Origin of the sequence: Flavobacterium sp. FlaQc-48 (assembly GCF_044007335.1) — a bacterium.
Taxonomy (GTDB): Bacteria; Bacteroidota; Bacteroidia; order Flavobacteriales; family Flavobacteriaceae; genus Flavobacterium.
The window spans coordinates 35,826-62,149 of record NZ_JBIPCR010000012.1; the positions used below are offsets into that span (position 1 = coordinate 35,826).

21 protein-coding genes and 4 tRNA genes are annotated in these 26,324 nt (G+C 34.0%); 20 read left to right on the forward strand and 5 right to left on the reverse strand.

The window, feature by feature from the left end; genetic code table 11:
* Positions 1 to 27 precede the first annotated feature (27 nt).
* The 4 genes from ACHRWY_RS18085 to ACHRWY_RS18100 form a co-directional block, all read right to left on the reverse strand.
* Positions 28 to 2,418 (reverse strand): 3-hydroxyacyl-CoA dehydrogenase/enoyl-CoA hydratase family protein, encoded by a 2,391-nt coding sequence (locus ACHRWY_RS18085; RefSeq protein ID WP_395356548.1) that lies wholly within the window; start codon positions 2,416 to 2,418, stop codon positions 28 to 30.
* Positions 2,419 to 2,547: 129 nt separating this feature from the next.
* A complete protein-coding gene (locus ACHRWY_RS18090) occupies positions 2,548 to 3,006 on the reverse strand; it encodes a MarR family winged helix-turn-helix transcriptional regulator (protein WP_395356549.1) in 459 nt (152 codons plus the stop codon).
* Between the two features lie 246 nt (positions 3,007 to 3,252).
* Positions 3,253 to 4,266, reverse strand: a complete 1,014-nt coding sequence (locus tag ACHRWY_RS18095) for a helix-turn-helix transcriptional regulator (protein ID WP_395356550.1) — start codon at positions 4,264 to 4,266, stop codon at positions 3,253 to 3,255.
* Positions 4,267 to 4,513: 247 nt separating this feature from the next.
* Positions 4,514 to 5,128, reverse strand: coding sequence for a hypothetical protein (locus ACHRWY_RS18100; RefSeq protein ID WP_395356551.1), 615 nt, complete (start codon positions 5,126 to 5,128; stop codon positions 4,514 to 4,516).
* 460 nt (positions 5,129 to 5,588) lie between these two features.
* Here ACHRWY_RS18100 and ACHRWY_RS18105 point away from each other — a divergent pair.
* The 20 genes from ACHRWY_RS18105 (at position 5,589) to ACHRWY_RS18200 (ending at position 25,183) form a co-directional block, all read left to right on the forward strand.
* Positions 5,589 to 5,705: transfer RNA gene (locus ACHRWY_RS18105), tRNA-OTHER, on the forward strand.
* 245 nt (positions 5,706 to 5,950) lie between these two features.
* Complete coding sequence (locus ACHRWY_RS18110) at positions 5,951 to 8,191, forward strand: hypothetical protein (RefSeq protein ID WP_395356552.1); 2,241 nt, start codon at positions 5,951 to 5,953, stop codon at positions 8,189 to 8,191.
* A gap of 57 nt (positions 8,192 to 8,248) precedes the next feature.
* Positions 8,249 to 8,785, forward strand: a complete 537-nt coding sequence (locus ACHRWY_RS18115) for a hypothetical protein (protein ID WP_395356554.1) — start codon at positions 8,249 to 8,251, stop codon at positions 8,783 to 8,785.
* Positions 8,786 to 8,851: 66 nt separating this feature from the next.
* Entirely contained in the window at positions 8,852 to 9,622 is a 771-nt protein-coding gene (locus tag ACHRWY_RS18120) for a hypothetical protein (RefSeq protein WP_395356555.1), read from the forward strand.
* Between the two features lie 3 nt (positions 9,623 to 9,625).
* On the forward strand, positions 9,626 to 10,366 hold the full coding sequence (locus ACHRWY_RS18125; protein ID WP_395356557.1) for a hypothetical protein: 741 nt from the start codon (positions 9,626 to 9,628) through the stop codon (positions 10,364 to 10,366).
* A gap of 42 nt (positions 10,367 to 10,408) precedes the next feature.
* A complete protein-coding gene (locus ACHRWY_RS18130) occupies positions 10,409 to 11,425 on the forward strand; it encodes an RNA ligase (RefSeq protein WP_395356558.1) in 1,017 nt (338 codons plus the stop codon).
* Positions 11,426 to 11,495: 70 nt separating this feature from the next.
* Positions 11,496 to 12,773, forward strand: a complete 1,278-nt coding sequence (locus ACHRWY_RS18135; protein ID WP_395356560.1) for a hypothetical protein — start codon at positions 11,496 to 11,498, stop codon at positions 12,771 to 12,773.
* 3 nt (positions 12,774 to 12,776) lie between these two features.
* Positions 12,777 to 13,961 (forward strand): hypothetical protein, encoded by a 1,185-nt coding sequence (locus ACHRWY_RS18140; RefSeq protein WP_395356561.1) that lies wholly within the window; start codon positions 12,777 to 12,779, stop codon positions 13,959 to 13,961.
* A gap of 4 nt (positions 13,962 to 13,965) precedes the next feature.
* The gene (locus ACHRWY_RS18145) at positions 13,966 to 14,865 is read left to right on the forward strand and encodes an AAA family ATPase (protein ID WP_395356563.1); all 900 of its coding nucleotides are present in this window, start codon (positions 13,966 to 13,968) and stop codon (positions 14,863 to 14,865) included.
* Positions 14,866 to 15,190: 325 nt separating this feature from the next.
* Positions 15,191 to 15,511 carry a S24 family peptidase gene (locus ACHRWY_RS18150; protein ID WP_395356564.1) on the forward strand — a complete coding sequence of 107 codons (321 nt, stop codon included), beginning with the start codon at positions 15,191 to 15,193 and terminating at the stop codon, positions 15,509 to 15,511.
* Positions 15,512 to 15,764: 253 nt separating this feature from the next.
* Positions 15,765 to 16,565, forward strand: coding sequence for a TatD family hydrolase (locus ACHRWY_RS18155; RefSeq protein WP_395356565.1), 801 nt, complete (start codon positions 15,765 to 15,767; stop codon positions 16,563 to 16,565).
* Positions 16,566 to 16,703: 138 nt separating this feature from the next.
* Complete coding sequence (locus tag ACHRWY_RS18160; protein WP_395356567.1) at positions 16,704 to 17,429, forward strand: DUF434 domain-containing protein; 726 nt, start codon at positions 16,704 to 16,706, stop codon at positions 17,427 to 17,429.
* A 70-nt stretch (positions 17,430 to 17,499) separates the two neighbouring features.
* Complete coding sequence (locus tag ACHRWY_RS18165) at positions 17,500 to 18,192, forward strand: hypothetical protein (protein ID WP_395356569.1); 693 nt, start codon at positions 17,500 to 17,502, stop codon at positions 18,190 to 18,192.
* Position 18,193: 1 nt separating this feature from the next.
* Positions 18,194 to 19,564, forward strand: a complete 1,371-nt coding sequence (locus tag ACHRWY_RS18170; RefSeq protein WP_395356570.1) for an SDR family NAD(P)-dependent oxidoreductase — start codon at positions 18,194 to 18,196, stop codon at positions 19,562 to 19,564.
* A gap of 4 nt (positions 19,565 to 19,568) precedes the next feature.
* Positions 19,569 to 19,639: transfer RNA gene (locus ACHRWY_RS18175), tRNA-OTHER, on the forward strand.
* A 2-nt stretch (positions 19,640 to 19,641) separates the two neighbouring features.
* Positions 19,642 to 19,715, forward strand: a tRNA-Cys gene (locus ACHRWY_RS18180).
* 112 nt (positions 19,716 to 19,827) lie between these two features.
* Positions 19,828 to 19,901, forward strand: a tRNA-Asp gene (locus ACHRWY_RS18185).
* Between the two features lie 200 nt (positions 19,902 to 20,101).
* Positions 20,102 to 20,851, forward strand: a complete 750-nt coding sequence (locus ACHRWY_RS18190) for a DNA polymerase beta superfamily protein (RefSeq protein ID WP_395356572.1) — start codon at positions 20,102 to 20,104, stop codon at positions 20,849 to 20,851.
* 303 nt (positions 20,852 to 21,154) lie between these two features.
* Positions 21,155 to 22,306 carry a hypothetical protein gene (locus ACHRWY_RS18195; RefSeq protein ID WP_395356574.1) on the forward strand — a complete coding sequence of 384 codons (1,152 nt, stop codon included), beginning with the start codon at positions 21,155 to 21,157 and terminating at the stop codon, positions 22,304 to 22,306.
* A 387-nt stretch (positions 22,307 to 22,693) separates the two neighbouring features.
* Entirely contained in the window at positions 22,694 to 25,183 is a 2,490-nt protein-coding gene (locus tag ACHRWY_RS18200; RefSeq protein ID WP_395356575.1) for a S8 family peptidase, read from the forward strand.
* Here ACHRWY_RS18200 and ACHRWY_RS18205 read toward each other — a convergent pair.
* Positions 25,180 to 26,205, reverse strand: coding sequence for an AAA family ATPase (locus ACHRWY_RS18205; RefSeq protein ID WP_395356577.1), 1,026 nt, complete (start codon positions 26,203 to 26,205; stop codon positions 25,180 to 25,182). The two genes, ACHRWY_RS18200 and ACHRWY_RS18205, sit on opposite strands and share 4 nt — an antisense overlap.
* Between the last annotated feature and the right edge of the window lie 119 nt (positions 26,206 to 26,324).

Sequence of the window (26,324 nt, forward strand, 5' to 3'; positions counted from 1 at the left end):
TGCTTCTTGCTTCTTTCATCTTATTTTCTAATTACGAAGTGGTTTACCTTTAGTTAACATATATTGGATTCTCTCCAAAGTCTTTCTCTCTGTACATAAACTCAGGAAAGCTTCACGTTCGATATCTAATAAATATTGTTCAGATACTAAAGTCGCCTCAGATAAATCACCTCCGGCCATTACATAAGCCAGTTTGTTTGCGATTTTTTTATCGTGTTCAGAAATGTATTTTCCGGCTTCCATTTGATCAGTTCCTACTAAGAACATTCCAAGAGCTTGTTTTCCTAATACTTTCACGTCAGTTCTTCTGATCGGTTGTGTATAACCAGCTTCTGCCATTAACAAAGCATGTTTTTTAGCTTCGGCAATCTGACGATCTTTGTTGACTACAATAACATCTTTTCCATGTTGTAAAAGTCCTGTGTCAAAAGCTTCGTAACCTGAAGTTGATACTTTGGCCATAGCGATTGTTAAGAAATACTCCTGAAGAACGTTTAATTCCACATCGTTTTTACGGAATAAATCAGAAGCTCTCAAAGCCATTTCTTTAGATCCGCCACCACCAGGAAGCACACCAACACCAAACTCAACTAATCCCATATAGGTTTCAGCGGCAGCAACCACTTTGTCAGCATGTAAGCTCATTTCGCATCCACCACCAAAAGTCATTCCGTGAGGCGCTACAACAACCGGAATTGAAGAATAACGAACGCGCATCATCGTGTCCTGGAACATTTTGATCGCCATGTTCAATTCGTCGTATTCCTGCTCAACCGCCATCATGAAAATCATTCCGATATTAGCCCCAACAGAGAAATTCGCTGCCTGGTTTCCAATAACTAAACCTTGATATTCTTTTTCAGATAAGTCGATTGCTTTATTGATGGCTTGAAGTACATCGCCACCAATGGTATTCATTTTGGATTGGAATTCTAAGTTTAAAATTCCATCTCCTAAATCCTGGATAATTGCACCGCTATTGCTCCAGACTTTTTTGCTTTCGCGAATGTTGTTCAGGATGATAAATGAATCTTGTCCCGGAACTTTAGTTTGAGATTTTGTTGGGATATTGTAGAAATATGTTGCTCCTTCTTTTACAGAGTAGAAACTTTCGCTTCCGGAAGCCAACATTTCATTCACCCACGCAGCAGGCTCTAAACCTTCTGCTTTCATGATTTCGATTCCGTTGGCAACACCTATGGCATCCCAAATTTCGAATGGACCATTTTCCCATCCAAAACCGGCTTTCATCGCATCATCAATTTTATATAATTCGTCTGAGATCTCTGGAATTCTGTTGGATACATAAGCAAACATTCCGGCGAAACTCTTACGGTAGAATTCTCCTGCTTTGTCTTTTCCTTTTACCAGAACTTTAAAACGGTTGATAGGTTTATCAATAGTTTTGGTAAGTTCAAGTGTCGCAAAATTTGCTTTTTTAGCAGCACGATATTCTAATGTATCTAAGTCAAGCGTAAGAATATCTTTGTCTACTTTTTTGTAGAAACCCTGACCTGTTTTGCTTCCTAACCAATTGTTTTCCATCATTTTGGTGATGAAATCAGGAAGTTTAAACAATTCGTGTTGTTCGTCTGTCGGGCAGTTTTCATAAATACCGTTGGCAACGTGTACCAAAGTATCCAAACCAACAACGTCAACGGTACGGAAAGTAGCTGATTTTGGACGGCCAATTACCGGGCCGGTCAATTTATCCACTTCTTCAATCGTTAATCCCATTTCTTTAACTAAATGGAACAAACTCTGAATCCCGTAAATACCAATTCTGTTTCCAATAAACGCCGGAGTATCCTTAGCAACAACAGATGTTTTTCCTAAAAATTTAGAGCCGTATTCGTTTAAGAAGTCTAATACTTCAGTAGAAGTTTTTGGACCAGGAATAATTTCAAATAATTTTAAGTAACGCGCAGGGTTAAAAAAGTGAGTTCCGCAGAAGTGTTGTTGAAAATCTTCACTTCTTCCTTCGCTCATAAAATGAATCGGAATACCGGAAGTGTTTGAAGTCACCAAAGTTCCCGGTTTACGGAATTTTTCGATTTGCTCAAAAACTAATTTTTTAATATCAAGGCGTTCTACAACAACCTCAATAATCCAGTCTACAGTAGCGATTTTTGCTATATCATCAGTCGTATTTCCAGTCGTGATTCTGCTTGCGAATTTTTGACTGTAAATAGGGGATGGTTTCGATTTTAATGAATTCGCCAAGTGCTCGTTTACCACTCGGTTGCGAACAGCTTTACTTTCAAGCGTTAATCCTTTTTTAGTTTCAGCTTCTGTCAACTCGCGGGGTACGATGTCAAGCAATAAAACTTCAACACCAATATTGGCAAAATGACAAGCTATACCTGAACCCATAATTCCGGATCCAATTACAGCAACTTTTTTAATTGTGCGTTTCATATTTGTTAATTTTATTTTCTATTGGTCAAATATGTTATCGCCTTTTTATTATTTGGAAAAAAATTAATGGGCGATTTCATAATTAATATTGTTTTTTATTTGAATTTGAAGTTTGCTTATAAGGTAAGGTTATTCATTTTCGGTTTTTTCTGTTTGATTAAATATGTTTTTGTCCTGAATCAGTTCATTGATAATTTCCGAAACTTCAATAAAATGCTTTAATTTTTCGTCAGTAACATGTTTTCTGACACTTTCATTAAATTTCAGTACTGTATTTTTAGATAATTCTCTTTTTTCTTTTCCAAATTCGGTCAGGTAAATTAAAACGCCTCTACCGTCACTGGGGTTTTTTTTGCGAACAATTAAACCTTTTTCTTCCATAGATTTTAATGTCCTGGTCAAGCTGGTGGCTTCCATACCCATTCTTGGTCCTAAAGCCGTAGATGGCGTACCATCTTCTTTGTCCATACTTAAAAGAGCAAATCCTGTTGCCATTGTGCCGTCGTATTTTGCAGCTTCTTCGTTGTACATTCTGGAAACAGCCTGCCATGTGGCTCTCAAAATATAATCTATTGTTTTGTCTTTCATAGTTAACTATATCGATTTCAAATATAATCAAAAAATACTATGCACGCATATAATTTTTTAATAAATTTTTGGTTAGTAAAAAAATACCTCTGATTTAGAGTGGTTTATGGTTGGTTTTAAGTTGAAATATACTATTCTTTTTTGGTATTTTAACAAATTTTATGTCATAAAAATCGTTTTATGGTTTTAAATCAGCTTTTAATTCTGAATTTTGTAAAAAAAGATGATATTAATGCGAAATAAAGTTTAATCATTGTATTTATTCAAAGCCTTCTGAAGTGTTTTTTTCATTCGGTTTCGCAGGTTTTCCGGTTTCAAAACCTCAATTCCACAGCCAAAACCCAATAAAAGCCTTTCCATTTCATAATTAGGAGAAATAAACAAGTGAACGATTACACTTCCGTCTTCATTTTGCTGAATTAGCCGCTGGCTGTTATGTAATGGTTTTGTAAGTACATACGGAGCATTTTCGGCATCAATCCAAAGTTCAATTTTTCTGGGATGCAAACCTGTATTGACGGTAACCCCAATTACATTCTGATAAAATAGATCGGCATCAAAATTTTCTTCCAGATAAGGCAAATTAAAATCATAGTCTATGGCAATAATTCTGTCTAGTGCCAAATTGGTAATAGGTTGAGAACCTTTCTTTTTCCCGATTAAGAACCAGCGATTATTGAATTCCTTCAAAATAAAGGGATGAAAATGAAACTTGGTTTCTTCTCTCGATTTAAATGATTTATAGGTAATCACCAGGACTACTTTTTTTATAATTGCCTGATAAATTTCATCTAAATAGTGTAAACCTTTTAAGTTATCATTTTTATCTAGGTAGATTACAGGATTTGTATTCGATTTCTCCGAGTAGATTTTATCTTCCAGTCGCTGTAAAATATCCGAAACATCATTAAACAGTGAGAAATCCTTAAATTGCTTTAACATCGAAACGGTTTCGGTCAAAACATTCATATCCGTTTCCGTTAGCGGAATATCGGTTATCGTAAATTCGTCGTCTTCATATTTATAATACTTTTTATCGTAAACGACAATTGGAGCGTTATAGCCCAGTTTTTCACTGCGCATCAGCTGAATATCCATCTGAATCGTTCGTTTGCTAATGGGGTTTGCGCGTCCCTCGTATTCAAACAAAGCTTCAGAACAGCATTCTATTAAATCTTCCAGGGTCCATTGCCTGTATTTATTCTGCAGGCATTTGTCAATGGTTTTGTACCGTATTAAGGCGTTTTTGTTTTGTGACATAATAGGTGTTATTTGGGCGTGCCCCTCCGGGTCGGGCTTTCCGTTTCAATCTTTTGTTTTTTAAAGAAAAAAACAAAAGGATTTCCACTACAATCCCTCACGCATTCACATTAATAAGAAAATTTTGTTTTTAATAGTTATTGTAAACGTTAATTATGTGACCAATAAAAAATCTGCTCCATCTGCGAGAAAAATAAACTTTACGCCTTTGCTCCCGTTAGCTATCGGGATTGGGCGATTCAATTTTTTAGCTTAATAACTTTATCTCTTTCTGAATATTCAATCTCGCTTTATCTTCATATAAACCCCTGAATTCCCCGGTCTGAAAAATAAATTTATTCTCCAGAAAATGTTTTAAGGCTTTCGCTCTTCCGGGTTTGTAGAGAAAATCAGGATAAATACTGTATTCTTTTCGAATCTGTTCAAAGTAAATTTGATATTCATCCCAATCGCGGGCGAGAATTTTCAAATCAAAATCAATTAACCAATTGATATCTTCATTGGCATTATAGTGATGTTGTTGAGTGGCACAAATCGCATCAAAAACCAATTGTTTATCGAGTTGTATATTTTCAGGCAAAATAGACAAAGCATATTCGGCACTTTTAAGTTCATTGTCCTTTTTGCTGCTCTTATAAATGTAATCGTGGTAAAAAATAGAAAATAATATTTCATCAGTGTTTTGAAGTTTATCAGAATAGATTTCAAAACTCCCAATCATATCTTTTAGATGTGTCAGGTTGTGGTAATGTCTTGATTTACCGGAATAGGCGCTTTGTAAATTCTGCCAATTGTGCTGAATCTCCTTTTCATCAAAACCAATATTCAGAAGTAATGGAGTATATTTCTGCTTAAGATTCATGGTGTTTTTTACTCAAATATAAAATTCTTTTTTTACTGCGCAAAATAATTGCGTAGTCGTTTTGAAATCTTTGTAATGTCAAAACGAAAGGCCTTGTAGCTTAAAAGGAAAAGCCTACAGAAAAATACGAGCTGTAGAGTTTGCGGATATTCCGGTTAGACCCGAGCGGACTAATGGGTAGAATTTACAGAAGCACCGAAATCGTCAGGGAAAGTAGGGAAGCGTATTTAGAGCCGCAATGCCCGAAAGGGAATATGAGTTCGAATCTCATCAGGGTCACGAAAAATAAAAGATTTTTTTACTGCGCAGAATAATTGCGTAGTGGTATTGAAATCTTTGTTCAGGAAATAAAACAAGTTCATTGAAATAAAAAATTGAGTTCAACAGGTCAAGTTTAAGTTACTTCGAAAACTTTCCAACGTACACACTTACACCATTACCAGTTAACACAATTTATAATGAAGCAGTAGCTCAGCGGTTAGAGCAGGTAGTTTTGAAATTATCCTAACAGGTCAATCAAAACTTACTTCGTACACTTCTAATGTCTGGGTCGTGGGTTCGAATCCCATCTGCTTCACAATTAATGATCAATTAAAACTTACTTCAGACCACGGCTCATTTCGGTTCGAATCTGAACATAGTTTTAAAATCATCATTAATAAAAATGAGGGTCAAGATTAACTTACTTCCGGGGAAACCCACCAAACTGTCACTTTGAATTAGTTAATCCATTATCGTCAAATTTAAGGTCAAGTGTTTCTTACTTCAAATCTTTTAGGTAGAACCAGAAGCACCATTATCTAAATTTTAAAAATTAAAAAAATGAAAACACAAGAATTATTAAAAATCAGTTTACGTCAAAACGCCATTTTCATTCCATCAGCAATGATTGCGAATGATATCAAAAATATATCAGGAACAACAGCGGTTTTAATGGCTAATGTTTCAAAACTCGGATTTACGTTTTCTGAATCGTTATTACATGCTTTAAATAATGTAAACCCGAAATATAAAATAGAAGTTTTAGAAGTACTAAGAGAAGTTTTAGGAACCGATAAGAACTGGACGCCTTTAGTAAAAGAGTGGAATATCCCAACAGGAGAATCTGCCATAGATCACGTTGCGACTTTTTTCGCCAACTTTTTTCAAACAAAAAGCGGAACTACTTTACAATGCGGACATATTATTCCGGACAATACTTTTCCTTTAGAACGATACAATGGCTGCCCATTCTGCGGAACTCCGTTTGAATTTGGTAAAATCGAAAATTACGGACAGGGAAGCAAATTGAAAGTATTGGATTTATGGACAGAAAAGGAATTGGAAGATTTCTATACATCATTATTGCAATCCAAAACCGCATTGGATGCTACGCAGGCAGAGAGTTTAAAAACGGCGATGAAATATTTGCCTTTGCCAACAACAGATGTTGCCATGAAGGAAACGTTAATGCTGGTAATCGATCTTTTGATTGAAAACGGTAAAGAAGATGAGGCTTCTCAGTTTTTAAAAACACCAACTGATATTCTACGTTATTTATGGTTTAAGAATACAGGGTTTTTACAAATTATCGAGCCAAAAACCATTGTAAAACGCGCATCAAAAAATGCAGCACATTTTTACAATTTTTTGGATACAAGTGCACAGGCAAAAGTGGCATCCCAAAAAGATCTGAAACTTAAATATTCCCGAAAAGAATGTTTAATGGTCGCTTCCTGGCTGAATAACCTGGATATGGATGTGGAGACCATGTGCGAAATCATGCACCCAAAAAGAGGAATGTGGGTTCGTTTTATACGAGCGTTGCGTTTGGCAGAATACAGCAAAAGAAAAGGCTTTGAAAAATTGGCTTTTTTATTGGATGTATTTTACAATCAGGTGTATGAGGTTTGGCAAAGTAAAGTAAACAGTTCAAGATTAAAGTTTGATGCCGATAAAACATTTGCATTGTTGAAACAACGTCCGGGATTGTTTGCACGTTCGTTATTCTCGAATATGCTTTGGTTTGGTGCAGACGAAACTGTAGCGCATTTTGAAGAAATTATTGATAAAGTTCCGGCAAGATTAATTTTTACCTTAAATATGTATGCTCAAAATTATTTCGATAAAAACATACAAAGAAGTGTGAAACCTTTGGGCGGGACCAACAAACGAATTCCAGCAAATGCTTTATTGAATTTGTACGACGAGGCGCAATTAGAGGCGATGAAAAATCAAATCGAAGAATTGTGTATTTTGGCCATGAAAAAGCGATTTGCAGCAGTTTCTAATACAAACAAAACAATGTATATCGATCCGCAGCTGTTTAACATTCCGGTTGCTATAGGGGACAGAAGCGATACTGTTCAGGATTTGCCGGTTGCTTTAATGGGAACACGTTTCCCGGTTGAAGGCAACGAAGTGCGATTGTTCCTGCAATGGGGTACAGGTTTGCCTGCACAACATCTGGATATGGATTTAAGCTGTCATATTGCGTATGAAGAGAAATCAGATATGTGTTCTTTCAGCCGATTGGTCACAACAGGCTGTAAACATAGTGGTGATATCAGAAGTATCCCAAATAAAATTGGAACAGCTGAATATATCAACATCGACATCGACGAATTGGCGAAAGCCGGTACAAAATTTGTGACTTTTACTTGTAATGCATACAGCAACGGAAGTATTACGCCAAATCTTGTCGTAGGTTGGATGAACAGCAAACACCAGATGAAAATTTCGGAGAAAACCGGAGTGGCTTACGATCCGTCGTGTGTCGATCATCAGGTTCGTGTGACGCAGAATGTTGCCAAAGGTTTGGTTTTTGGAGTGTTGGATGTAGCCAAAAGAGAAATCGTTTGGTTAGAGATGACTTTTGGAGGCCAGGTCGTGCAAGGTTTGGATTTTAAAGGAGTTCAGGCATTACTGGCAAAACTAAACAGCAAATTGAATATTGGTAGTTTGTTACAACTTAAAGCGGAAGCTCAGGGTTTAATACTTACTGAAGATCAAATGGCTGATGAGGTTTATACCGCGCAATGGGCCATGAACCCGGCAGCAGTAACACAATTATTAATAGATTAAAAATGAAACCACGAATTCTTAACTGATTTCGTGGTTTTTTACCTTTATAAAATAACCATGACAATCAAAGAAATAAAATACAAAGCCGAAAAAAATTTTAAAAGAATAGAACTTAGGGATGATGTTTACGGATTTCAGATTTTACCGGATGCTAAATTTATAAAAGGTATTAGCCAAAAAGAAATTGATCAGTTACAACTACGGTTCGGATTTGATTTTCCCTGGGATTATCGGGAAATGCTTCTGATTTTTTCGAATATAGAGACTAATTTGATTTCAATAAATCCGGAAGACAAATCAGATATTGAATATGCTCATGAAAACTTTTTTCATCAATATCCTGAAGATTACGAAAAATCAAGATGGCTTATCAACGAAATTAACGAAAATAAATTTGAAGCAGAATCCGTTCTTTCCGGGGCTGGTTTTGATGTTTCAAAAATAGTAGGTTATATTCCAATGTACAATCATCGGGCTCTTGTAGTTTTTGAAGATAAATATCTTTCACCGGTTATTTCAGTGTGGGGTGCAGATATTATTCTGTTTGGAAATAATTTAAGAGAGTACTTAAAAAATGAACTTTTAAGAATTTAGAAAACTACGCAAAATCATTGCGTACTGGTATGAAACCTTTACAGTATCCAATTAAAATAATCAAAAATGAAAAATGCTTTTCCTTATCCGTATTATAGATATGGTTCTGACGATTCCACGGATAGTGATGTGATAGTTGTAGTTCCAAAAGAAGATATGCCCGAAACACAGGAAGAGCGAAAAAATAAAGTGTTTTTTCTTTTGAAAGAGTACAATCTCAATTGGAATGCAACATTGGCTGTTATCGAAAACGGGAGAATTACCGATACCATTTTTACGAAGTCATGGATTGATTCGCTCAACAATGCAGTACTCGAAACTTATAACCTGCATGAGCAAAATCATATATGCTGCATAACCGAAAAGTACACAAGAAATAAAACCCTGGCCATTTACAAAGCAGTTCGCACCGTTTTGACCATGTTGACACGAACAACATACCGAACCCGGATTCGTCCGATTATAAAAGGGATCCACGACTTTAAGCTGAAATTGGAAGCACTTGATAAAATAGATTTTACCGCGCTTACTACATTCGATCAAAAAAATACCAGAGATGCAGATATCTGGAAAATTATTGCTTTTTACGTTGGACAAAATATCGCCTTAATTGAAAATGATACTGAAATATACACCAAGAAGAAATTTGTTTATCATTATCCTGATCTGGAGGTATTTATCTATAGAAAATCAATTACAGTAAAGGATAAAATAAGAGTACAAGAATATATTAAATATTGGCTGAAGCTGCTTCATCATTTCGGGGAATTTAAATCGGTTAATGGTTTTTTGACCTGTAACGATGAATGTATTGATATGCTAAATGAAAAGTTTTAAATCATGAATATGCCCACTTATCAGATATTTGGTTCTGAAAACTCGCTCGATGCCGATTTGGTTTTTTTTGTTGAAGAAATGCCCCAAACGATAGCAGAAAAGCTGGCTTTATCAAAAGAATTCAGCAAGTCTGTCGCTTCATGTTTTCCTGAAAAAGAAATCAATCCCAATCTTGCGGTTTGCCAGAATGGTCATTTAACAGCAGTGTATAAAGGAACAACAGATGAATTAAATAATGCATTATTCCATACTTATAACTTTCATGAACAAAAACAACAGAACCAAATTACGAAGCTTCTGGTGCGGGATATTGATTTAAAATTCTTGAGAAGCACCCGGATGATTTTGTCTTTTATGAGCAAAACAGCGTATCGGGTTTTAGTAAAAAAAGCTTTAAAAGGAGTTTTAGATGAAAAAATTCAGGCACTAGAAACTATAAAGGTAAGCTGCATAACTTCTTTTGGAAAAGATAAAAGTAGTTGCGATATTCTAAAATCAGTTGCTTTTCAGTTAGGGCAGACTATAGCACTTTGCGAAGGAAAAGAACTGTATACTAAAAATGAAATTGCAGCCTGTTTTCCGGATTTGCGAAAATACCTTTTTAGAGAAAAAGATGCTACTGTTCAAGATTTACAAAAATGGCTTTTGTTATTTGTTGAATTGTTGAAATACAGAAGTTTAATCATGAAAAACACGTCGGAATATAAATATGAAGACGAAAATGATTTTAACTGCGCAGAATAGTTGCGCAGTATGTTTTGAATCTTTGTTTAAAGATTAGAACTCATGAATACAACACTTTTAAAAGAAATGATTTCGAAAAATTATGTAAGGGTAAACAAACACCCTAAACATGATTTATACATTTACAACTACACTCAAAATGCTCAGTTTGAACGAATCTGGAATGAGGTTACATTGGCATGCAGAGGTTTGATTTTGGATGAAAACGAGAATGTAATAGCGAGACCTTTTCCTAAGTTTTTTAATTTAGGCGAAATAGAAAATCAAATCCTTCCGGATGCCGCTTTTGAAGTATATGATAAAATGGATGGTTCGTTGGGGATTTTGTACTGGATAGATGAAGTTCCTTTTATGGCAAGCAGAGGTTCCTTTTCAAGCGGGCAATCCGATAAAGCGAATGAAATGCTGCACGGAAAATACAAAAAATCATGGTCACGTCTGGATAAAACCAAAACCTATCTTTTTGAAATCATTTATCCTGAAAACCGGATTGTTTTAGATTATGGAAAAGCAGAAGAATTGGTCTTACTGGCGGTTATCGATACACAATCGGGAGCAGAATTTCCGCTGGAAGAGATTGGTTTTCCTCTGGTTGAAAAATACAACGGAATCAAGGATATCCTGACTTTAAAAGAAATGAATATGACAAACAAAGAAGGTTTCATTATTAAGTATGCGAATAATTTTCGGGTAAAAGTTAAATTTGAGGAATACCTTCGCCTGCACCGGATCATTACTCAGGTTTCGAATCTGAGTATCTGGGAATATTTAAAAGCAAACCAATCTATGGAAGAAATCCTGGAACGTGTTCCGGATGAATTTTTCGATTGGGTCAAAGAAACCAAAAGTGATTTGGAAGGTAAATTTTCAGCAATCGAAGCACAATGCAAAAAGGATTTTAAAATTATGGAATCACGTAAAGAAACTGCTTTGTATTTCCTTACATTTAAATATTCAGGAGTCTTATTTGCAATGCTGAACGGCAAAGATTACCGGGAGATTATCTGGAAAATAATTCGTCCGGAATTTGAAAAACCGTTTAGTAATACGGAACAATAAAACTTTAATTTAACTGCGCAAAATAATTGCGCAGTGGCAAAACTATATTTGTCAAACAAAAATAAACACCATGATTATAAAACTTAAATCAGAAAATAAACACTTTTTAGATGTTCTTTATAAAAATCCAAATACAGATCAGGGCTTGTATCTGAAAGAATTAAAAAATGGAATTGTAGTTGGAAATGTGATTTCGGATAATGAATACCATTGTGTTTTTTTGGATGGCAAAAACAGTTATTTACCCGAAGAAGGAAACCAAATCGATTTTCAAAGTTATTGCAGTCCGTTATTGGCTTTGAACATTGCAACGGAATTCTTTAATCATTTGTATAAAGAAAATAAAAGTTTGAATGAAACCGTGATTTCCTGGCTGGAAAAAACTTATGGCGAAGTTGATACTGAAAAATGTACCATAGAAATCCCAACTTTTTTTATGGATTCAAACTGGTATAAAAACGAACGTTATCTTTTGTCCAAATACATTGACGGAATTTCACTCCAAAAGAAAGTAGGCAATAATTACGAATTAAAAATCGAAGGAGCAACGGTTAGAGAAGCGGTGCAAAAGTTTTCGCTCGTGGCATTGTTTACCCATTTTACAAACAAATATGCGGTTTACACTTTTATAGACGATTATTTTATTCAAAAGCATATCACGATGTTAACCAATATTTTGGGCATTCCGTATTTTGTGTTTTATCTTTTTATAAAAAGGATTATGCGTTCTCCGGTACAGTTTGAAAAGTTCAAACCTCAGTTAGAAGCTTATTTTGATAACGAAATTCAATTTGTTTTTACCGATACGCATCAATCCAGAAAAGAATTTATTTGCAGTAAAATCAATTTTGATGAACCGGTTTTAGATTTTGGCTGTGGCGAATTGCAATATTACAAGTTGTTGCTTAAAAAAGGGTTCACAGAGGAATATCTCGCTTATGATGAGGTTGATTTCAAACCTATTGCCGATAAAATTACAGCAATAGAAAATACGGATAATTTACGATGGATTGAAAGCCTGGAGGAAATTAAAGGTTTTGAAGGTCAGATTATTTTGAGTGAAGTAATTGAGCACAATTCTTTAGAAGCAGCAAAAGCAATACTGATCTGGATTCGTGACCATACTAATTTCACACAATTGTATGTAACAACGCCGGACAAAGATTTTAACGTAAATTATGAGCTTACAGAAGAATTCAGGCATGACGATCACGATTTTGAACTTTCGAATGCAGCGTTTGCAGAACTGATCGATTCGATATTTTCAAATCCAAAATCGTATTATGGAGTAGGAGACTGTGTAAAAGGAGTGTACCCAACAAGTGCCGTAATCATTCAAAAAAAGTAAAAGATGTTAGACTATAGAGTAAGAAACAGAATAGAATGGTTTTGTAAAAATAAGATCAACGATTTTTCGCCAACCATTTCGCCAGCGCCAAAAAGCAAGAGAAGAAATGAAATCGAAAGCATCGAAGAAGCCATAAATTATTATCTTGATAAAGGCGTAACTGAATTCGTGGTTCAAAAAAAATACATGGGTTCTTATTGCACGATTTACCTCAAAAGAAATCTCGAAGAAACGTATTTTGTTTCCCGAAACGGATTCAAAATGGACCATATCGATGTAGAAAAAGCAATCAGCAGCCTGAAAGAGTTACATGCTAAAATGCGAATCGCTTTTCCGGATTTTGAAACCCTTCTGATCGCTTCAGAATTATTGCCTTGGAAAGTTTTGGGTGCCGGATTAATTGAAAAAGAATTTACAGGATATTACGATGCCTTAAAAACGCATAATGAATATTTGCAAACTTCGGGATTACCTGAAAAGCTCAAAAGCTTAAAACAAGCTGAAGCCTTTACAACATACCTTTCAGATAAAAACAAGCTTAGTAAAAAGGAATTTGGCAGCAAACACAAACCACACATTGTACGTCAGTACGAAGCTTTGGCGGCTGCAAAAATCCCGGATGTAACGAAACAGGAAGCATCCTTAAAAGTGTTTCAAAATCAAATTAATACATTTGGAAACGAAGGGGAATTGCATTTTAAACCTTTTACAATTTTAAAGGTGGTAAACAGTTCCGGCGATGAGGTATTGCCAAACAGTAATCTGACGTATGAATTGGTAAATGATGACGCTTTTTTACAGCTGGAAATAAGCAGTTCTGATAAAGAAGAAAAGTTAAAAACCATTTATTCGTTTTTCGAAAAACTAACGGGCGAGAACGAAGAAGGCATTATGATTAAACCTGTTCAGAATTACATTAAAAATGTACCTCCTTGTTTTAAGGTCAGAAACAACAATTATCTCACGATGATTTACGGAGTGAATTTTCATCAGGATTTTGAGCATTATTTAGAAAAAAGAAGTATAAAACAAAAGTTGGAACAATCGATAAACGGTTGGGAAATCAATCAGAAAATGCTTCAGATTCCGTACAAAGATTTAGAAGAAGAAAATTACCTCATGCGTTTGTTGCTTTTAAAAAGAATCAATAACGAAGAAATAGAAAAAACATTAGATCCAAGATTATAACAAAATGAAAAAGATACCAACATTAACGATACTTACAGGCTGTCCGGCATCAGGGAAAAGCACTTTCGCAGAGTGGAAAGTGAGAACTGAACCTAAAACGATGAGAATAAGCCGTGATGAAATCAGGTTTTCGCAATTTCAGGAAGTTATGGATCCGTCATCAGAAAGTATGATTTCTAAACTTGTTAACGGACAAATCAAAACCCTGCTTTCAAATGGATGGAATGTGATTCTGGATACGTGTAACGTAAAGTATGATTACATCAAACAACCAATAGATAATTTTTCGGAATTGGCCAATATTGAATTCAAAGTATTTGATTTACCGCTGGAGGAACTTTTAATCAGAAATGAAAAAAGAGATCGAAAAGTGCCTAAAAAGGTGATCGAAAACATGTACCATCAATTGCAAAAAACAAAAGAAAAGTTTGAGTTTAAACCGGTAAAGAAAGTGAATAAAAATCTGGAATATTGCGAACAAAACCCTGATTTGCCTAAAGCCATAATTTGCGACCTTGACGGAACACTGGCTTTGATGAACGGAAGAAATCCTTTTGATGCCAGCAAATGTGACGAAGACGAAATAAACAATCCGGTGGCGAATGTTTTGAGAAATTACAAAAAACTGGGGTATCAGATATTGTTGGTTTCAGGAAGAGAAGACCGATACAAAGAACCAACCTTGCGTTTTCTTAAACAACACGAAATCGAATACGATGAACTCATCATGCGAAAAACCAAAGACAGCCGAAAAGATTCAATCATCAAAACCGAAATCTACAACGAAGCTATAAAAGATAAATATTTTATAGAATTTGTTCTGGACGATAGAAACCAGGTAGTAGATACCTGGAGAAATGACTTAAAATTACCTTGCTTCCAGGTATATTATGGGAATTTTTAGGAGGAAGGTTGAGGTTGAGAGGTTCAGAGGTTCAAAGGGGCAAAGGTTCAAAGGGGTAAAGGTTCAAATATTGAGCTTAAATCTTTATTCCTGATACTTGTCGCGATCCGTCTTAAAAAAAAATATAGACTCAAAGTAAAAAAACCTATGAACCTCTGTCCCTCTGAATCTTTGCAACTTTAAAAAATAAACATAGACTAGACTCAAGAGAGAAAACCTATGAACCTCTGTCCCTCTGAACCTTTGCAACTTAAAAAAAATAAAGACTCAAGAGAAAAAACCTCTGAACCTCTGTCCCTCTGAACCTTTGAAACTTAAAAAAAAAATGAATAAATACGAACGACTGAAAACAGAATTAGAAACAGTCGGTAATGGAAAGATGAAAGCATTTGGAGACTCCATGCGGCCCATTTTAAAAAGTGGAAGCCTCTTAACCTTTGAAAAAAGTGATAAGTACCAAATAGGCGATATCGTATTCTGCAAAGTAAAAGGCAGGTATATCGATGCCCATAAAATCATAAAAACCGACACCAACAAAGGTTTCCTAATCGCCAACAACCACGGCTTCGAAAATGGATGGACAAAAATCATTTACGGAAAAGTAATGCAGGCAGAATTTAAAAATGAGGTAATTTATAGAGGATAGAGGATAGAGGATAGAGAAAAGAGAATGGAGAAAAGAGGATAGAGAAAAGAGGATAGAGACAAGAAGCAAGATGCAAGAAGCAAGAGACAAGAAGCAACAGAATAGAGTGAAGAGCCAGGAAGAAAGAATTGAAGTCTTGTCTCTTGCTTCTTTTTTCTAAAATCAAAATCAAATTAAAACAAAAAAACATACAGGCCCAAAGAGAAAAACCTCTGAACCTTTGCCTCTTTGAGCCTTTGTAACTTAAAAAAAAATGAAAACATACATAGATATAGGAATTAATTTAACCAATAAACAATTCCACAACGACATAGACGATGTTGTACAAAATGCTTTAGATGCTGATGTATCGCAAATGATCCTTACCGGAACAAGCGTGCGAAACAGCGAAGCTTCGGCTGAAATGGCAAAAGATTATCCGGGAGTATTATATGCCACAGCCGGAATTCATCCGCATGATGCGAAGAGTTTTGATGCGCAGAGTATTTCAAAACTGAGAAATTTACTAAAACAGAAACAAGTCGTTTCAGTAGGCGAGTGCGGACTCGATTTTGATCGTGACTTTTCGCCCAGAAACAAGCAGGAAGAATGTTACAAAGCGCAATTAGAATTGGCAATTGAAGTTCAGAAACCTTTGTTTTTGCACGAAAGGGCGGCTTTTAATAAGTTTATGGAAATTACAAAAGACTATTTGCCACAATTACCAAAAGCAGTCGTGCATTGTTTTACAGGAAGTCTGCCCGAAGCCAAAACCTATCTCGATAACGGATTCTACCTGGGTTTTACCGGAGCAATATCCGACAATAAACGTTTTGAGCATTTAAAAGAAGTGATTCAATACGTTCCGGTCGACCGAATGATGATCGAAACCGATGCGCCATTCATGCTCCCGAAAAACACACCCAGTAATCTCCTGAAAAAATACCACGAACGCCGTTGCGAACCTGCCTTTCTGCCTTTTGTTGCAGCAACTGTGGCGCAGTTTAAAGGAATTTCGGGAATTAGTGTTGCAGAAGAAACAACAAGAAACGCAAAGCACTTTTTCGGAATCTAAAGTCGTTATTCTAACAGGTTTCCAAAACCTGTTAGGTATCAGAAAGCAGCTTTTGTATATTCTTGCTTAAAAGAAGACCTAACAGGTTTCAAAAACGGTTAGGAGAGAAAAAATAAGATCTTTTATATTTCAAACAAAATGACAAATCTTAAAAACAGAGGAAAAGAAGCCAGCGACGATGTTTTATTCGGTGCTTCAAAAATGCAGGAAAAACTAAAAGAAGCAGTTGCCGATATGCATTATTTTCTGAGCAGAGGTTATGGCGAAAAAGCCACATTGGTTCTAGTTGGAAACCGGTATCGGTTAAATTCCCGTCAGCAGCAAGCCGTTCGGGGTATGAGTGCTTCGCAAAGTCAGATTGAGAACCGAAAATCAAAAGAAACTGAAAGCCACAATCTGGCGGGAAAAGAAATTATTATCGACGGTTTTAATGTGCTGATTTTGTTAGAAAGTATCTTGTCAAATGCTTATGTTTTTAGAGGATTAGACGGTTTTATCAGAGATTTGTCAAGCGTTTACGGAACGTACAAAAAAGTAAAGCAAACGGCTCAGGCTATTGAAATTGTAGGTGATTTTTTTATAAAAGAAAAAATTAAAACGGCCTATTGGTTATTTGATAAACCGGTTTCGAATAGTGGCAGACTGAAACAAATGATCGAAGAAATGGCATTAGAAAACCATTATGACTGGAAAGTCGAACTTGTCAATAATCCGGATAAGGTAATGGCCGAAAGTGATTTAATTGCCATAACTTCTGATGCCTGGATTTTAGATTATAGTAAAGCCAATTTTAATTTAATGCACTATGTTTTGGCACAATTAAACATAAAGGAAACTATCATCTGCTCTAAAACAGACTGGTAGTTTATTCTTTGATTGAAAAAATGTATAATTCAGGAAATATCTCCCATTGGGACATTTCACCGGTAAAAAAATGAATCCAATTCTGTTGTTTAATGTATTAAAGTCAATAATTCCCAATCTGAATAAAGAATGGAAAACAAAATATGCCTTGTTTTTGACAAATGATAACCTGTATCTTTTTTCAGAAAACCTGATTTTCTTTCACAATCAAAAACCTGAAATAGTAAGAAAGCCTTATTTTAAAGATGAAATTAGAGTTTCGATTTGGGACTGTATGTTTTACTTTGAAGCGGTTTTGAATGCTTTTGAAAGCAATTCAGAGCAATTGAAACCAAATCTCATTAAAGCTCTGGAAGAAACCCCTTTCGAAATTATTTTGCTAATTCTCGGACAAAGGTTAACTTCGGCAAGCAGACGTGACGAAACAGGAATTCCTCCTGAAAAAGCAATACTGTTAGAAAGCTGTTTTCAACCTTTTAACAACAAAATTTCGATTGTCGAAAGAGCGTGGGAAAAGCATGTTGGCAGAACAAAAGACCATCAGAGTGTGCTTGGAGCGATAAAAGGAAACCGTAACGAGAAACGCATACTGGCAGAAAAACTGGCACATTATTTCCTGGACAATAAAACATGGTGGAATATATTTTTCCATTACAAACACGATCTGGTCTACGAAGTAAGGCTCGAAAACGGACAAGGAATGCGCTGGTCTGCTGATGGAAAACGGTTCATAGGATTTTTAGAAGATTTTTTAGACGAATAAAATGGAAGAAAACAGTAAGTATGCTTTTAGTGATGAAGAATGGAAAACGTGTATAAAGGTTTTAAAAACCCTGAAAGAAGATCCGTTCGAAAATCCCGATAACAATTTGTTTGCGGGTTTGATTACGAAGATTCACAAAAACGCCAAAAAAAATATCCGAAGCAGCAGTTATACTTCCAAAAAACAGGAAGATCTTCAAACAAGCCTGAATGCCGAACTGGTAACAAAAGCCCTAAACGGAGAAACCTTGTTTTCGGAAAAAGAAAATCAGGACAAACAGCAGTTTACGCCATTAAACCTGCCTAAAAACTGTTATTGCTGTAATCAGTCGTACAAACTGGCGCATAGTTTTTATACCCGGCTTTGTCCGGTCTGTGCCGAAGAAAACTATGAAAAACGTTTTCAGCATATTGATTTAAAAGGCCGAAACGTGATTTTAACCGGCGGTCGTGTAAAAGTAGGTTTTGCAACGGCTTTACGATTGTTGCGCAACAATGCCACTGTAGTGCTTACAACCCGTTTTCCGGCTTTGGCGTTAGAACAATTCCGTCAGGAAGATGATTTTGAGCAATGGAAAGAAAACCTGATTGTTTACGGTTTAGACCTGAGAAACCTAAATGCAATAAAAGAGTTTGTGTCATTTTATAAATCGAAATTCGGGAGCCTGGATATTTTGATCAACAACGCCGCACAAACCATAAAATATCCAGATGAATATTATGTGCCGTTACTTAAAAAAGAAAATCAATTGGGGATAACATTTAAATCAAATGCGATGTTAATTGAGAATCAAACCCCGGTTACAAAAGAGATCAAAGCACTGGAATATGGTGTAGAAGAAAAAACCGAAATTGCGCTGACCCGTTTTGGACAACCCGTTGACGACCGCGAAAAAACAAGCTGGAATTCGACTCTCGAAGAAATCAGTATGTACGAATTGGTTGAGGTCAATTTGATCAACCAGATTGCGCCGTATTTTTTAATAAAAGAATTAAAACCATTGTTTTTAAATTCAGTTTTTAAAGAACGTTTTATTGTAAATGTCACATCGTCCGAGGGGATTTTTAGTTATAGCAACAAAACCATTTTTCACCCGCATACCAATATGACCAAGGCAGCACTGAACATGATGACGCTCACTTCTGCCAAAGAATTTGCGGTAGATTCGATTTTTATGACCAGCGTCGATGTTGGCTGGATTTCGACCGGGGCCAAAGAAAGCCTGCGAAAAAGACAATTCGAAGAAGGCTATATTCCGCCTTTGGATTCTGTAGATGGCGCCAGCAGAATTTTCGATCCGATAGTGCAGGGAATCAAAGGAAAAAGTATATTTGGGGTCTTGTTGAAAAATTACAAAGTTTCTCCATGGTAAAAACAGGATAGTAGTTTAACTGGACAAACAATTGCGGCTTGGAATAAGTTTTGGGTTCGAGTCCCAACTATCCTGCTAAGGTGTTAGCTCAATTGGAAGAGCGTTCCCACGCACAGGGAGAGGATGCAGGTTCGAGTCCCAGCACACCTTTTTTTTTGGAGGTTCATTCAAAGGTTCAGAGGTTCAGAGGCTCAAAGGTTCAGAGGTTGAAAAGTCAAAATAAAAAAACTTTGCGGCTTAGTACCTTTTCGGCAAATACAAAAAAGGTGTTAGCTCAATTGGAAGAGCTCTTGCCCATCAAGCAAGCGGTTGCAGGTTCGAGTCCATGCACACCTTTTTTTTTTTTTTAGGTTCAAAGGTTCAGAGGTTCAAAGGTACACAGGTTAACAAAGGAGCTTGAAAACTTTGCGGCTTTGCGCGATTAAAAAACACCCAGTAACCCCAATCGTATCACAAAAGAAAAAAAACTCTCCCCATAAAAACACATGTTTGTACTTGGTTCAAAAGTCCCCTGTTTATTTATATTTGAAAACCACCATGAAAGAAAAAATACTAAAAAAGTTAAACGAAATAGCACTACAAAACGACGTAGAAATACTTTTTGCCGTAGAATCAGGAAGTCGAGCCTGGGGATTTGCCTCGCCGGACAGTGATTACGATATTCGTTTTATCTACAAACACAAACCCGGGTATTATCTCTCGCTTTGGGAAAAACCAGACGTGATCGAATTCATGACCCAGGACGATCTCGACGGTTCCGGTTGGGACTTACGAAAATCTGTAAAATTATTAGCAAAATCTAACGCACCTTTGATCGAGTGGTTGTTTTCGCCTGTGGTGTATTACCAGAACGATGCCTTTGCAAAACAAATGCAGGACATAGCCACAGAATGTTTTTCGCCCATAGCGGTTTTACACCACTATTTAGGAACGACAAAAAATTTCATGGAAGTCTGCGAAAGGGAAGAAGTAAAACTAAAAAGTTATTTCTACGCCTTACGCACCGCTTTAGCCGGAAAATGGATTGTCGAAAACAATTCGTTTCCGCCTGTTGCTTTTGCTGATTTATTGCCAATCGCACCACAAAACGTACAAGATAAAATAATAGAGTTACAACAAATAAAAGCCAGCCAGAACGAAAAATACCTGCACCCAAAAGAAACTTTAATAACTGATTTTTTATTGAAAACAGTACAATTTAATCAGGAGAATGCCAGTAAGTTGGGAAGTGGGAATAAGATAAATGAGGAGTTGGATTTATTTTTTGCCCGAATGATAAAATCCTAAAATAGATTTGATGAAAAAACCACGAAAGCCGTTGCGAACCTGCTTTTCTGCCTTTTGTTGCAGCAACTGTGGCGCAGTTTAAAGGGGTTTCGGGAATTGTGGTTGCGGAGGAAACTACTAGGAATTCTGAAAGCTTTTTTGGGATTTAGAATTAAAATTTAATTAGTTTTTGCCACAAATTTGCAAATTTATCTTGTGAGTTTGTGGTTTTTTATTTGTTAATTTGAAGCTGTGTTGCAAATAATAAATGCCAAAAAATCAATTAAATTTAAAATTTTTAACAGATAAAAAACAGATTCATTTATGACCTTTAAATCAGTATACTTTCATAGTAATAAAATAATTCTTCTTGCCTTTATTTTCTTAGCATTTTCATGTAAAAAAGAAATAAAAGCAGTGCATAAAAAAAGTACAAAAGACACGGTTTCGGCTGTAGAACCAGAAGAAGAAAAAGTAATTCTGACCGAAATAGAAAGTAAATTTTTAAAAAGGCTTATTAATGAAGAAATTGGCGAACAAAAATATAAGGAAATGCAAATATCCGAATCGCCTTATTACGTTTCGTTTGCAAATGATGGCGATCCTTATACAGTTTCATTTTCAATTTTTGAAAAAGGAGATTTTAATAATGACGGAATCACAGATTATGTAGTTAGCAGATCATCTGAAGGAATGTTGGGAGGAAATGCAAACACAAATCGAGATTTTATTTTCTATATTATGAAAGATGAAATTAAGGAGAAAGAATCTCATAGTATTCTGGGATATGCCCCTTTTTCATATAATATAATTGACGAAGCAAATTTTGTTGGTAATAAATTTAAAATTAAGGTAACACAAAATTTCAGAACGTATTCAAGTTCGGTAGAAGATTTAAAATCGACTTCATTATCATTTATATACAAGAATGGTAATCTATATGAAGAATCGTATTTGTCAAGCTGTAAATTGGCAAAATTAAAATCGAAAACTATTTTTAATGATATTCCCGGAGTTGAAAAACGTACCAGAAGTATCGAAATGCATAATTATACCGAAACTATCGAAGAAATATATAAAAACAATGATACCCTAATTAATGCAAGTGTAGGGGGCTGTGATAATTTAATATTAGAGTTTAATACGTTTTATAAAGTAGAACCGGATAAAATAAATGATACTGAATTTAAAAAAGAAACTGCTTTACAATTATTAGAATTTTTGGCTGGGAATACTCAGTTTTCAAAAGAAATTAATGTGGCAATAAACTATTATCAGAACAATCCTTTAGACAACGAATATATCGAAAAGATAAAAGGATACGGATTTAGAGTTTTAATTGATAAAGATGACAACCGCAAAGGGCAATTGAGGTTTTTAGTTCAAATTGATAAAATAGATAACCCATATCAAAAAGAGAATTGGGAAATCACAACTCGCAATAAAACTGCTCCGCCTGATAATGAAGATTATTGATTATTTACGGGCAAAGTACAAAGATTAAAAAACTTTGCGTCCTAGCGCCTTAGCGGCAAAAAAACGGCTTTTAAATCAGGTGTTTTTACTGGGTTTAAAGGCTTCTTGTTTATTTATATTTGAAGACGAAGAATGTTAAACTATTATAATTATAAGATTATGGAAAACCATAAAATAATTAATAGAATTTTATGCACATTTGATAGAGGTAATTTTTAATACAAAACGGGACATAAAAAGTATTTACATTTAAAAACGTTGGCTATTTTTTTATTAGAAGAGGTTTTATTTAATCAGAAAATTTTTAGTAATTTACAACACTAAAAAACATGAAAAAAGAAATTAGAATTGTTTTTTTTAGATAGAAAGCAGAGCTTAAAAAAAAATATGAAAAAGGAACATCTTTATTTTAAAAATCCTCAAGAGGGTGTAGTGGTTTTTAAGCAGAAATCTCGCTATAATCCAAATTCTTCTGAAATGGAAGAGGAAAATATTGAGATAGAAAAAGATTATACGCCAAAAACTGAAGATTTTATACTATCATTAAGAAGTTTTAATAAGAAAAGAAAAGATAGAGCAGTAAGAAAAACAATTGCTGTTCCTGAGGTAATTGAATTAATAACAGTTACTTTCCATGATATTTTTGATTCATCTAAATTTGAAAATATTTATAGATCTACCTTCGGGCTTGATATAATTGCTTATTTTGATTGGAATACAAAAGCTATTTTTGCTATTTCTAATTATCAGAGATTTGACAATTTTATAAAACAATTAGAAGTTTTTATAAACACAGATGATCATAATAATCCTGAATATGATCTCAATGTAAAATTCATTAAGGACTTTGATTTTTTATCTAGAGATTTAATAATTGATTGTAAAACTTTTAAAAATCATTTGATAATAAACTTAATTGACTCATTGGAGCTCGATTCAATTAAAAATAAAATAGAAAATAGATTGATTAAATATCTTGATGAAAATCATATTGAGTTCAAGAATAATGTAGAACTTAATATTATTGAAGTAATTAAGGTTGATGAGGAAACAATTATAGAAATAGTTGATAATTTTGATGTTATACAATCTGTTAATTCCTATAGTTCAGGTTTTGTTAGGCCTAATATTTATAATTTAACAGAAAAATCATATGGTTTTGAAATTATAAATAGTGATGTTAATTTGCCAATTATTGGTATTATAGATACAGGAATAGAAAATAAATCTCCACTCAATACTATAATAATTAATGACGCATCTTATAATCTTACAAATACGTCTTCATTTATTGATAATGTTGACCATGGTACTGCAGTTGCAACTATTGCTGCTTTAGGAGATAAATTGTATCCAAACCATTTGGGAAATTTTGAAGCTGATGCAAAACTTTTAAGTATTAAAACATTGGATAATAACTCTGGTCAAATATTTGAAAGTGAAGTTATAGAATTAATTAGAAAAGCAAAATTAGAATATAATGTCCAAATTTTTACCCTTACAATCGGATATAATGATTGTAAGAAATATAATGAGCGCATATCTAGCTATGCATTTGCATTAGATAAATTATCACATGAGCTTAATATACTCGTTTTTATTTCAATTTCAAACGTTCGAGAGTCACAATATTTTTTAGATTCCATTACTAATAAATCTCTATTTCCATTGCATTTTTTGTCTGAAGATACTAATCTTTGCAGTCCGGCAGAAAGCATGAATAATTTGACGGTTGGAGCTTTTGCATCAAATTTAGAAGATAATGAAATTGATAGAATTACTCCTTTAGGTTTAGTTCCTGCTATTTATAGTAGAACATTTCATATAAATTGGGATGTGAAAATTTTTAAAGATATAAAAGGAAACATAAATCATAAAAGAACAAATAAGCTATTATTTAAGCCAGATGTGATTTCTCATGGTGGCGATTATGATAATTGGATGGATATTAATAAAACTGGTTTAAAAGTTTTAACAACAGAAAGAGGATCTTTTTTTAGTAAAGAAATAGGTACGAGTTATTCAGCTCCTTTTGTAGCAAATTTAGCGGCAAGAATACTTAAAAAATATCCTGAGTTATCAAAGAATATACAAACAATAAAAGCATTGATAATTAATTCTTCTGAAACTGATGAAAGAAATCCTGAAATAGAAAGTATAAAAAACTCAATCATTGGAAACGGTTTTCCTAATGAAGAATTTGCAATAAATTCTTCGACAGACAAGATAACATTTATTTTAGAAGATGAGATAGAGCCTGAAACGATTAAAAGTTTTTCTCTAAAATTGCCTAACTATTTGTTAGGTTTGATGAATTCTCAATCAATATTAGAATTTACTTCAACTTTATGTTTTAGCTTTTTACCTTTAAATAAAAGCCAATTTACCTACTGTCCAATACATATGGCATTTGGTTTTTTCGATAATATACCGTTGGAAGATTATAAAAGAGATAGAAATGGTAAAATATTAAAAACATTAAATGGATTACCTGCTCAGTCTTTAGGTATTAACTATAATAAAATGGAAAATATTAAATTAAAGAATTCTTGGTCACAAGATTATTATTATAAACCTAAAGTATTAAGTAATTCCCAAAAAGTTAAATTTAGGTTAACGCTTAAATTTCTGAAAAAAAATATTGATACAGATGGAAATATAAAGGTGAAAATTGCAATAAATTCTAAGTTGCATAAACTTTTAGATTCTATTGAAAAAGAAAGATTGCTTAACGTACCAGTAAAGTTTTCATTAGTTACAACAATAGAAGAGCTTCCGTATAAAAATAAAACTTCAAATAGATTATATGAAGAAATGCAGCTTATTAATTCCTTAGATGTAATTAATGATTTAGATCTTGAAGCAGAAAATTATTAAATACTCATCGATTTTTTTTCTATCTCAATTAAATTTTGCCAAACAGAAGTATTAATTTTTGCATTTAGTGTTAATTCTGGGTTTTCTATTGCGAATAGACTTCTTTTAATTGCAGTAACTAAAGTTTTTTGAATACTGAAATAAGAAAGTCCAAGTGATTTTTTTATTATAGCATTTGCTTTTGCTTTGTTATCAAAAGTAAAATTACCATTTTTTAGAGTTAACGAAATTAATTCTTTTATTTCTTTTTCTGTAGGTAAATTAAATCCAATCGAAAAGTCAAATCTTCTTAATAGTGCATCATCAAGCATCTCTTTTTGATTAGTTGCAGCAATAACTATAGTACTTTGAGGTAGATAATCAAATAATTGTAAAATTGTATTTACAACTCTTTTCATTTCTCCATGATCTTGACTATAATCTCTAATTTTTCCTAAAGAGTCAAATTCATCAATGAAAATTATACAATCTTCAGCTGCTGCTTTACGGAATATTTTAGATAAATTTTTACTTGTTTCACCCAATTTTGAAGAAACAATTGCACCAAGATTAACTACAACCATCATTTTTTCAAGTTCTCCCGCAACTACATATGATGCTAAAGTTTTGCCACAACCCGAAGGTCCATGTAGTAATAATTTATTTGCTATAGGTAAACCGAATTTTCTTAAAACTTCTGATTTATGATGTTCTTCAATGAAATGATTTAAATTATCAATGACATCTTTGTCTGCTATAATGTTATTTAATCTGTAATCAGATGTAAGTTTCTCTAAAATTAAATCACCTACTTCCTTATCTTCTATTCGATTAAAATAAGAATCAGAGCCAACTTTTGTCAAGTTATTATTCCTTTGTAATCTTATTGAATCTTTTAATATAGATTGAAGTTGAATGGCGAAATTTAATTTTTTGGTATTTTTTGAATGCTCAATTAATTCGTTAAGTACAGATAATAGTTTCTCCTGATCATTTTCAAGACCGTATTTAGCAATATCTTTTATGTAATTAGATTGACTCATTTGATAGCAAAAGTAGTTATTTTTTTATGTTTAGTTATAAAATTGCTCTTAAAATTAATATTGGATTATCGAAAGACTCAATCCTAAAAGAACTAAAAAAACTGCAAATATCTACATGA

Bases quoted from the DNA above. Each gene is read 5' to 3' on its own strand.
- ACHRWY_RS18110 (WP_395356552.1), top strand. From the start codon at position 5,951: ATGAAAACACAAGAATTATTAAAAATCAGTTTACGTCAAAACGCCATT.
- ACHRWY_RS18190 (WP_395356572.1), top strand. From the start codon at position 20,102: ATGAAAGAAAAAATACTAAAAAAGTTAAACGAAATAGCACTACAAAAC.
- ACHRWY_RS18205 (WP_395356577.1), bottom strand. From the start codon at position 26,205: ATGAGTCAATCTAATTACATAAAAGATATTGCTAAATACGGTCTTGAA.
- ACHRWY_RS18135 (WP_395356560.1), top strand. From the start codon at position 11,496: ATGATTATAAAACTTAAATCAGAAAATAAACACTTTTTAGATGTTCTT.
- ACHRWY_RS18195 (WP_395356574.1), top strand. From the start codon at position 21,155: ATGACCTTTAAATCAGTATACTTTCATAGTAATAAAATAATTCTTCTT.
- ACHRWY_RS18085 (WP_395356548.1), bottom strand. From the start codon at position 2,418: ATGAAACGCACAATTAAAAAAGTTGCTGTAATTGGATCCGGAATTATG.
- ACHRWY_RS18095 (WP_395356550.1), bottom strand. From the start codon at position 4,266: ATGTCACAAAACAAAAACGCCTTAATACGGTACAAAACCATTGACAAA.
- ACHRWY_RS18100 (WP_395356551.1), bottom strand. From the start codon at position 5,128: ATGAATCTTAAGCAGAAATATACTCCATTACTTCTGAATATTGGTTTT.
- ACHRWY_RS18120 (WP_395356555.1), top strand. From the start codon at position 8,852: ATGAAAAATGCTTTTCCTTATCCGTATTATAGATATGGTTCTGACGAT.
- ACHRWY_RS18160 (WP_395356567.1), top strand. From the start codon at position 16,704: ATGACAAATCTTAAAAACAGAGGAAAAGAAGCCAGCGACGATGTTTTA.
- ACHRWY_RS18090 (WP_395356549.1), bottom strand. From the start codon at position 3,006: ATGAAAGACAAAACAATAGATTATATTTTGAGAGCCACATGGCAGGCT.
- ACHRWY_RS18130 (WP_395356558.1), top strand. From the start codon at position 10,409: ATGAATACAACACTTTTAAAAGAAATGATTTCGAAAAATTATGTAAGG.
- ACHRWY_RS18115 (WP_395356554.1), top strand. From the start codon at position 8,249: ATGACAATCAAAGAAATAAAATACAAAGCCGAAAAAAATTTTAAAAGA.
- ACHRWY_RS18170 (WP_395356570.1), top strand. From the start codon at position 18,194: ATGGAAGAAAACAGTAAGTATGCTTTTAGTGATGAAGAATGGAAAACG.
- ACHRWY_RS18165 (WP_395356569.1), top strand. From the start codon at position 17,500: ATGAATCCAATTCTGTTGTTTAATGTATTAAAGTCAATAATTCCCAAT.
- ACHRWY_RS18140 (WP_395356561.1), top strand. From the start codon at position 12,777: ATGTTAGACTATAGAGTAAGAAACAGAATAGAATGGTTTTGTAAAAAT.
- ACHRWY_RS18125 (WP_395356557.1), top strand. From the start codon at position 9,626: ATGAATATGCCCACTTATCAGATATTTGGTTCTGAAAACTCGCTCGAT.
- ACHRWY_RS18150 (WP_395356564.1), top strand. From the start codon at position 15,191: ATGAATAAATACGAACGACTGAAAACAGAATTAGAAACAGTCGGTAAT.
- ACHRWY_RS18145 (WP_395356563.1), top strand. From the start codon at position 13,966: ATGAAAAAGATACCAACATTAACGATACTTACAGGCTGTCCGGCATCA.
- ACHRWY_RS18200 (WP_395356575.1), top strand. From the start codon at position 22,694: ATGAAAAAGGAACATCTTTATTTTAAAAATCCTCAAGAGGGTGTAGTG.
- ACHRWY_RS18155 (WP_395356565.1), top strand. From the start codon at position 15,765: ATGAAAACATACATAGATATAGGAATTAATTTAACCAATAAACAATTC.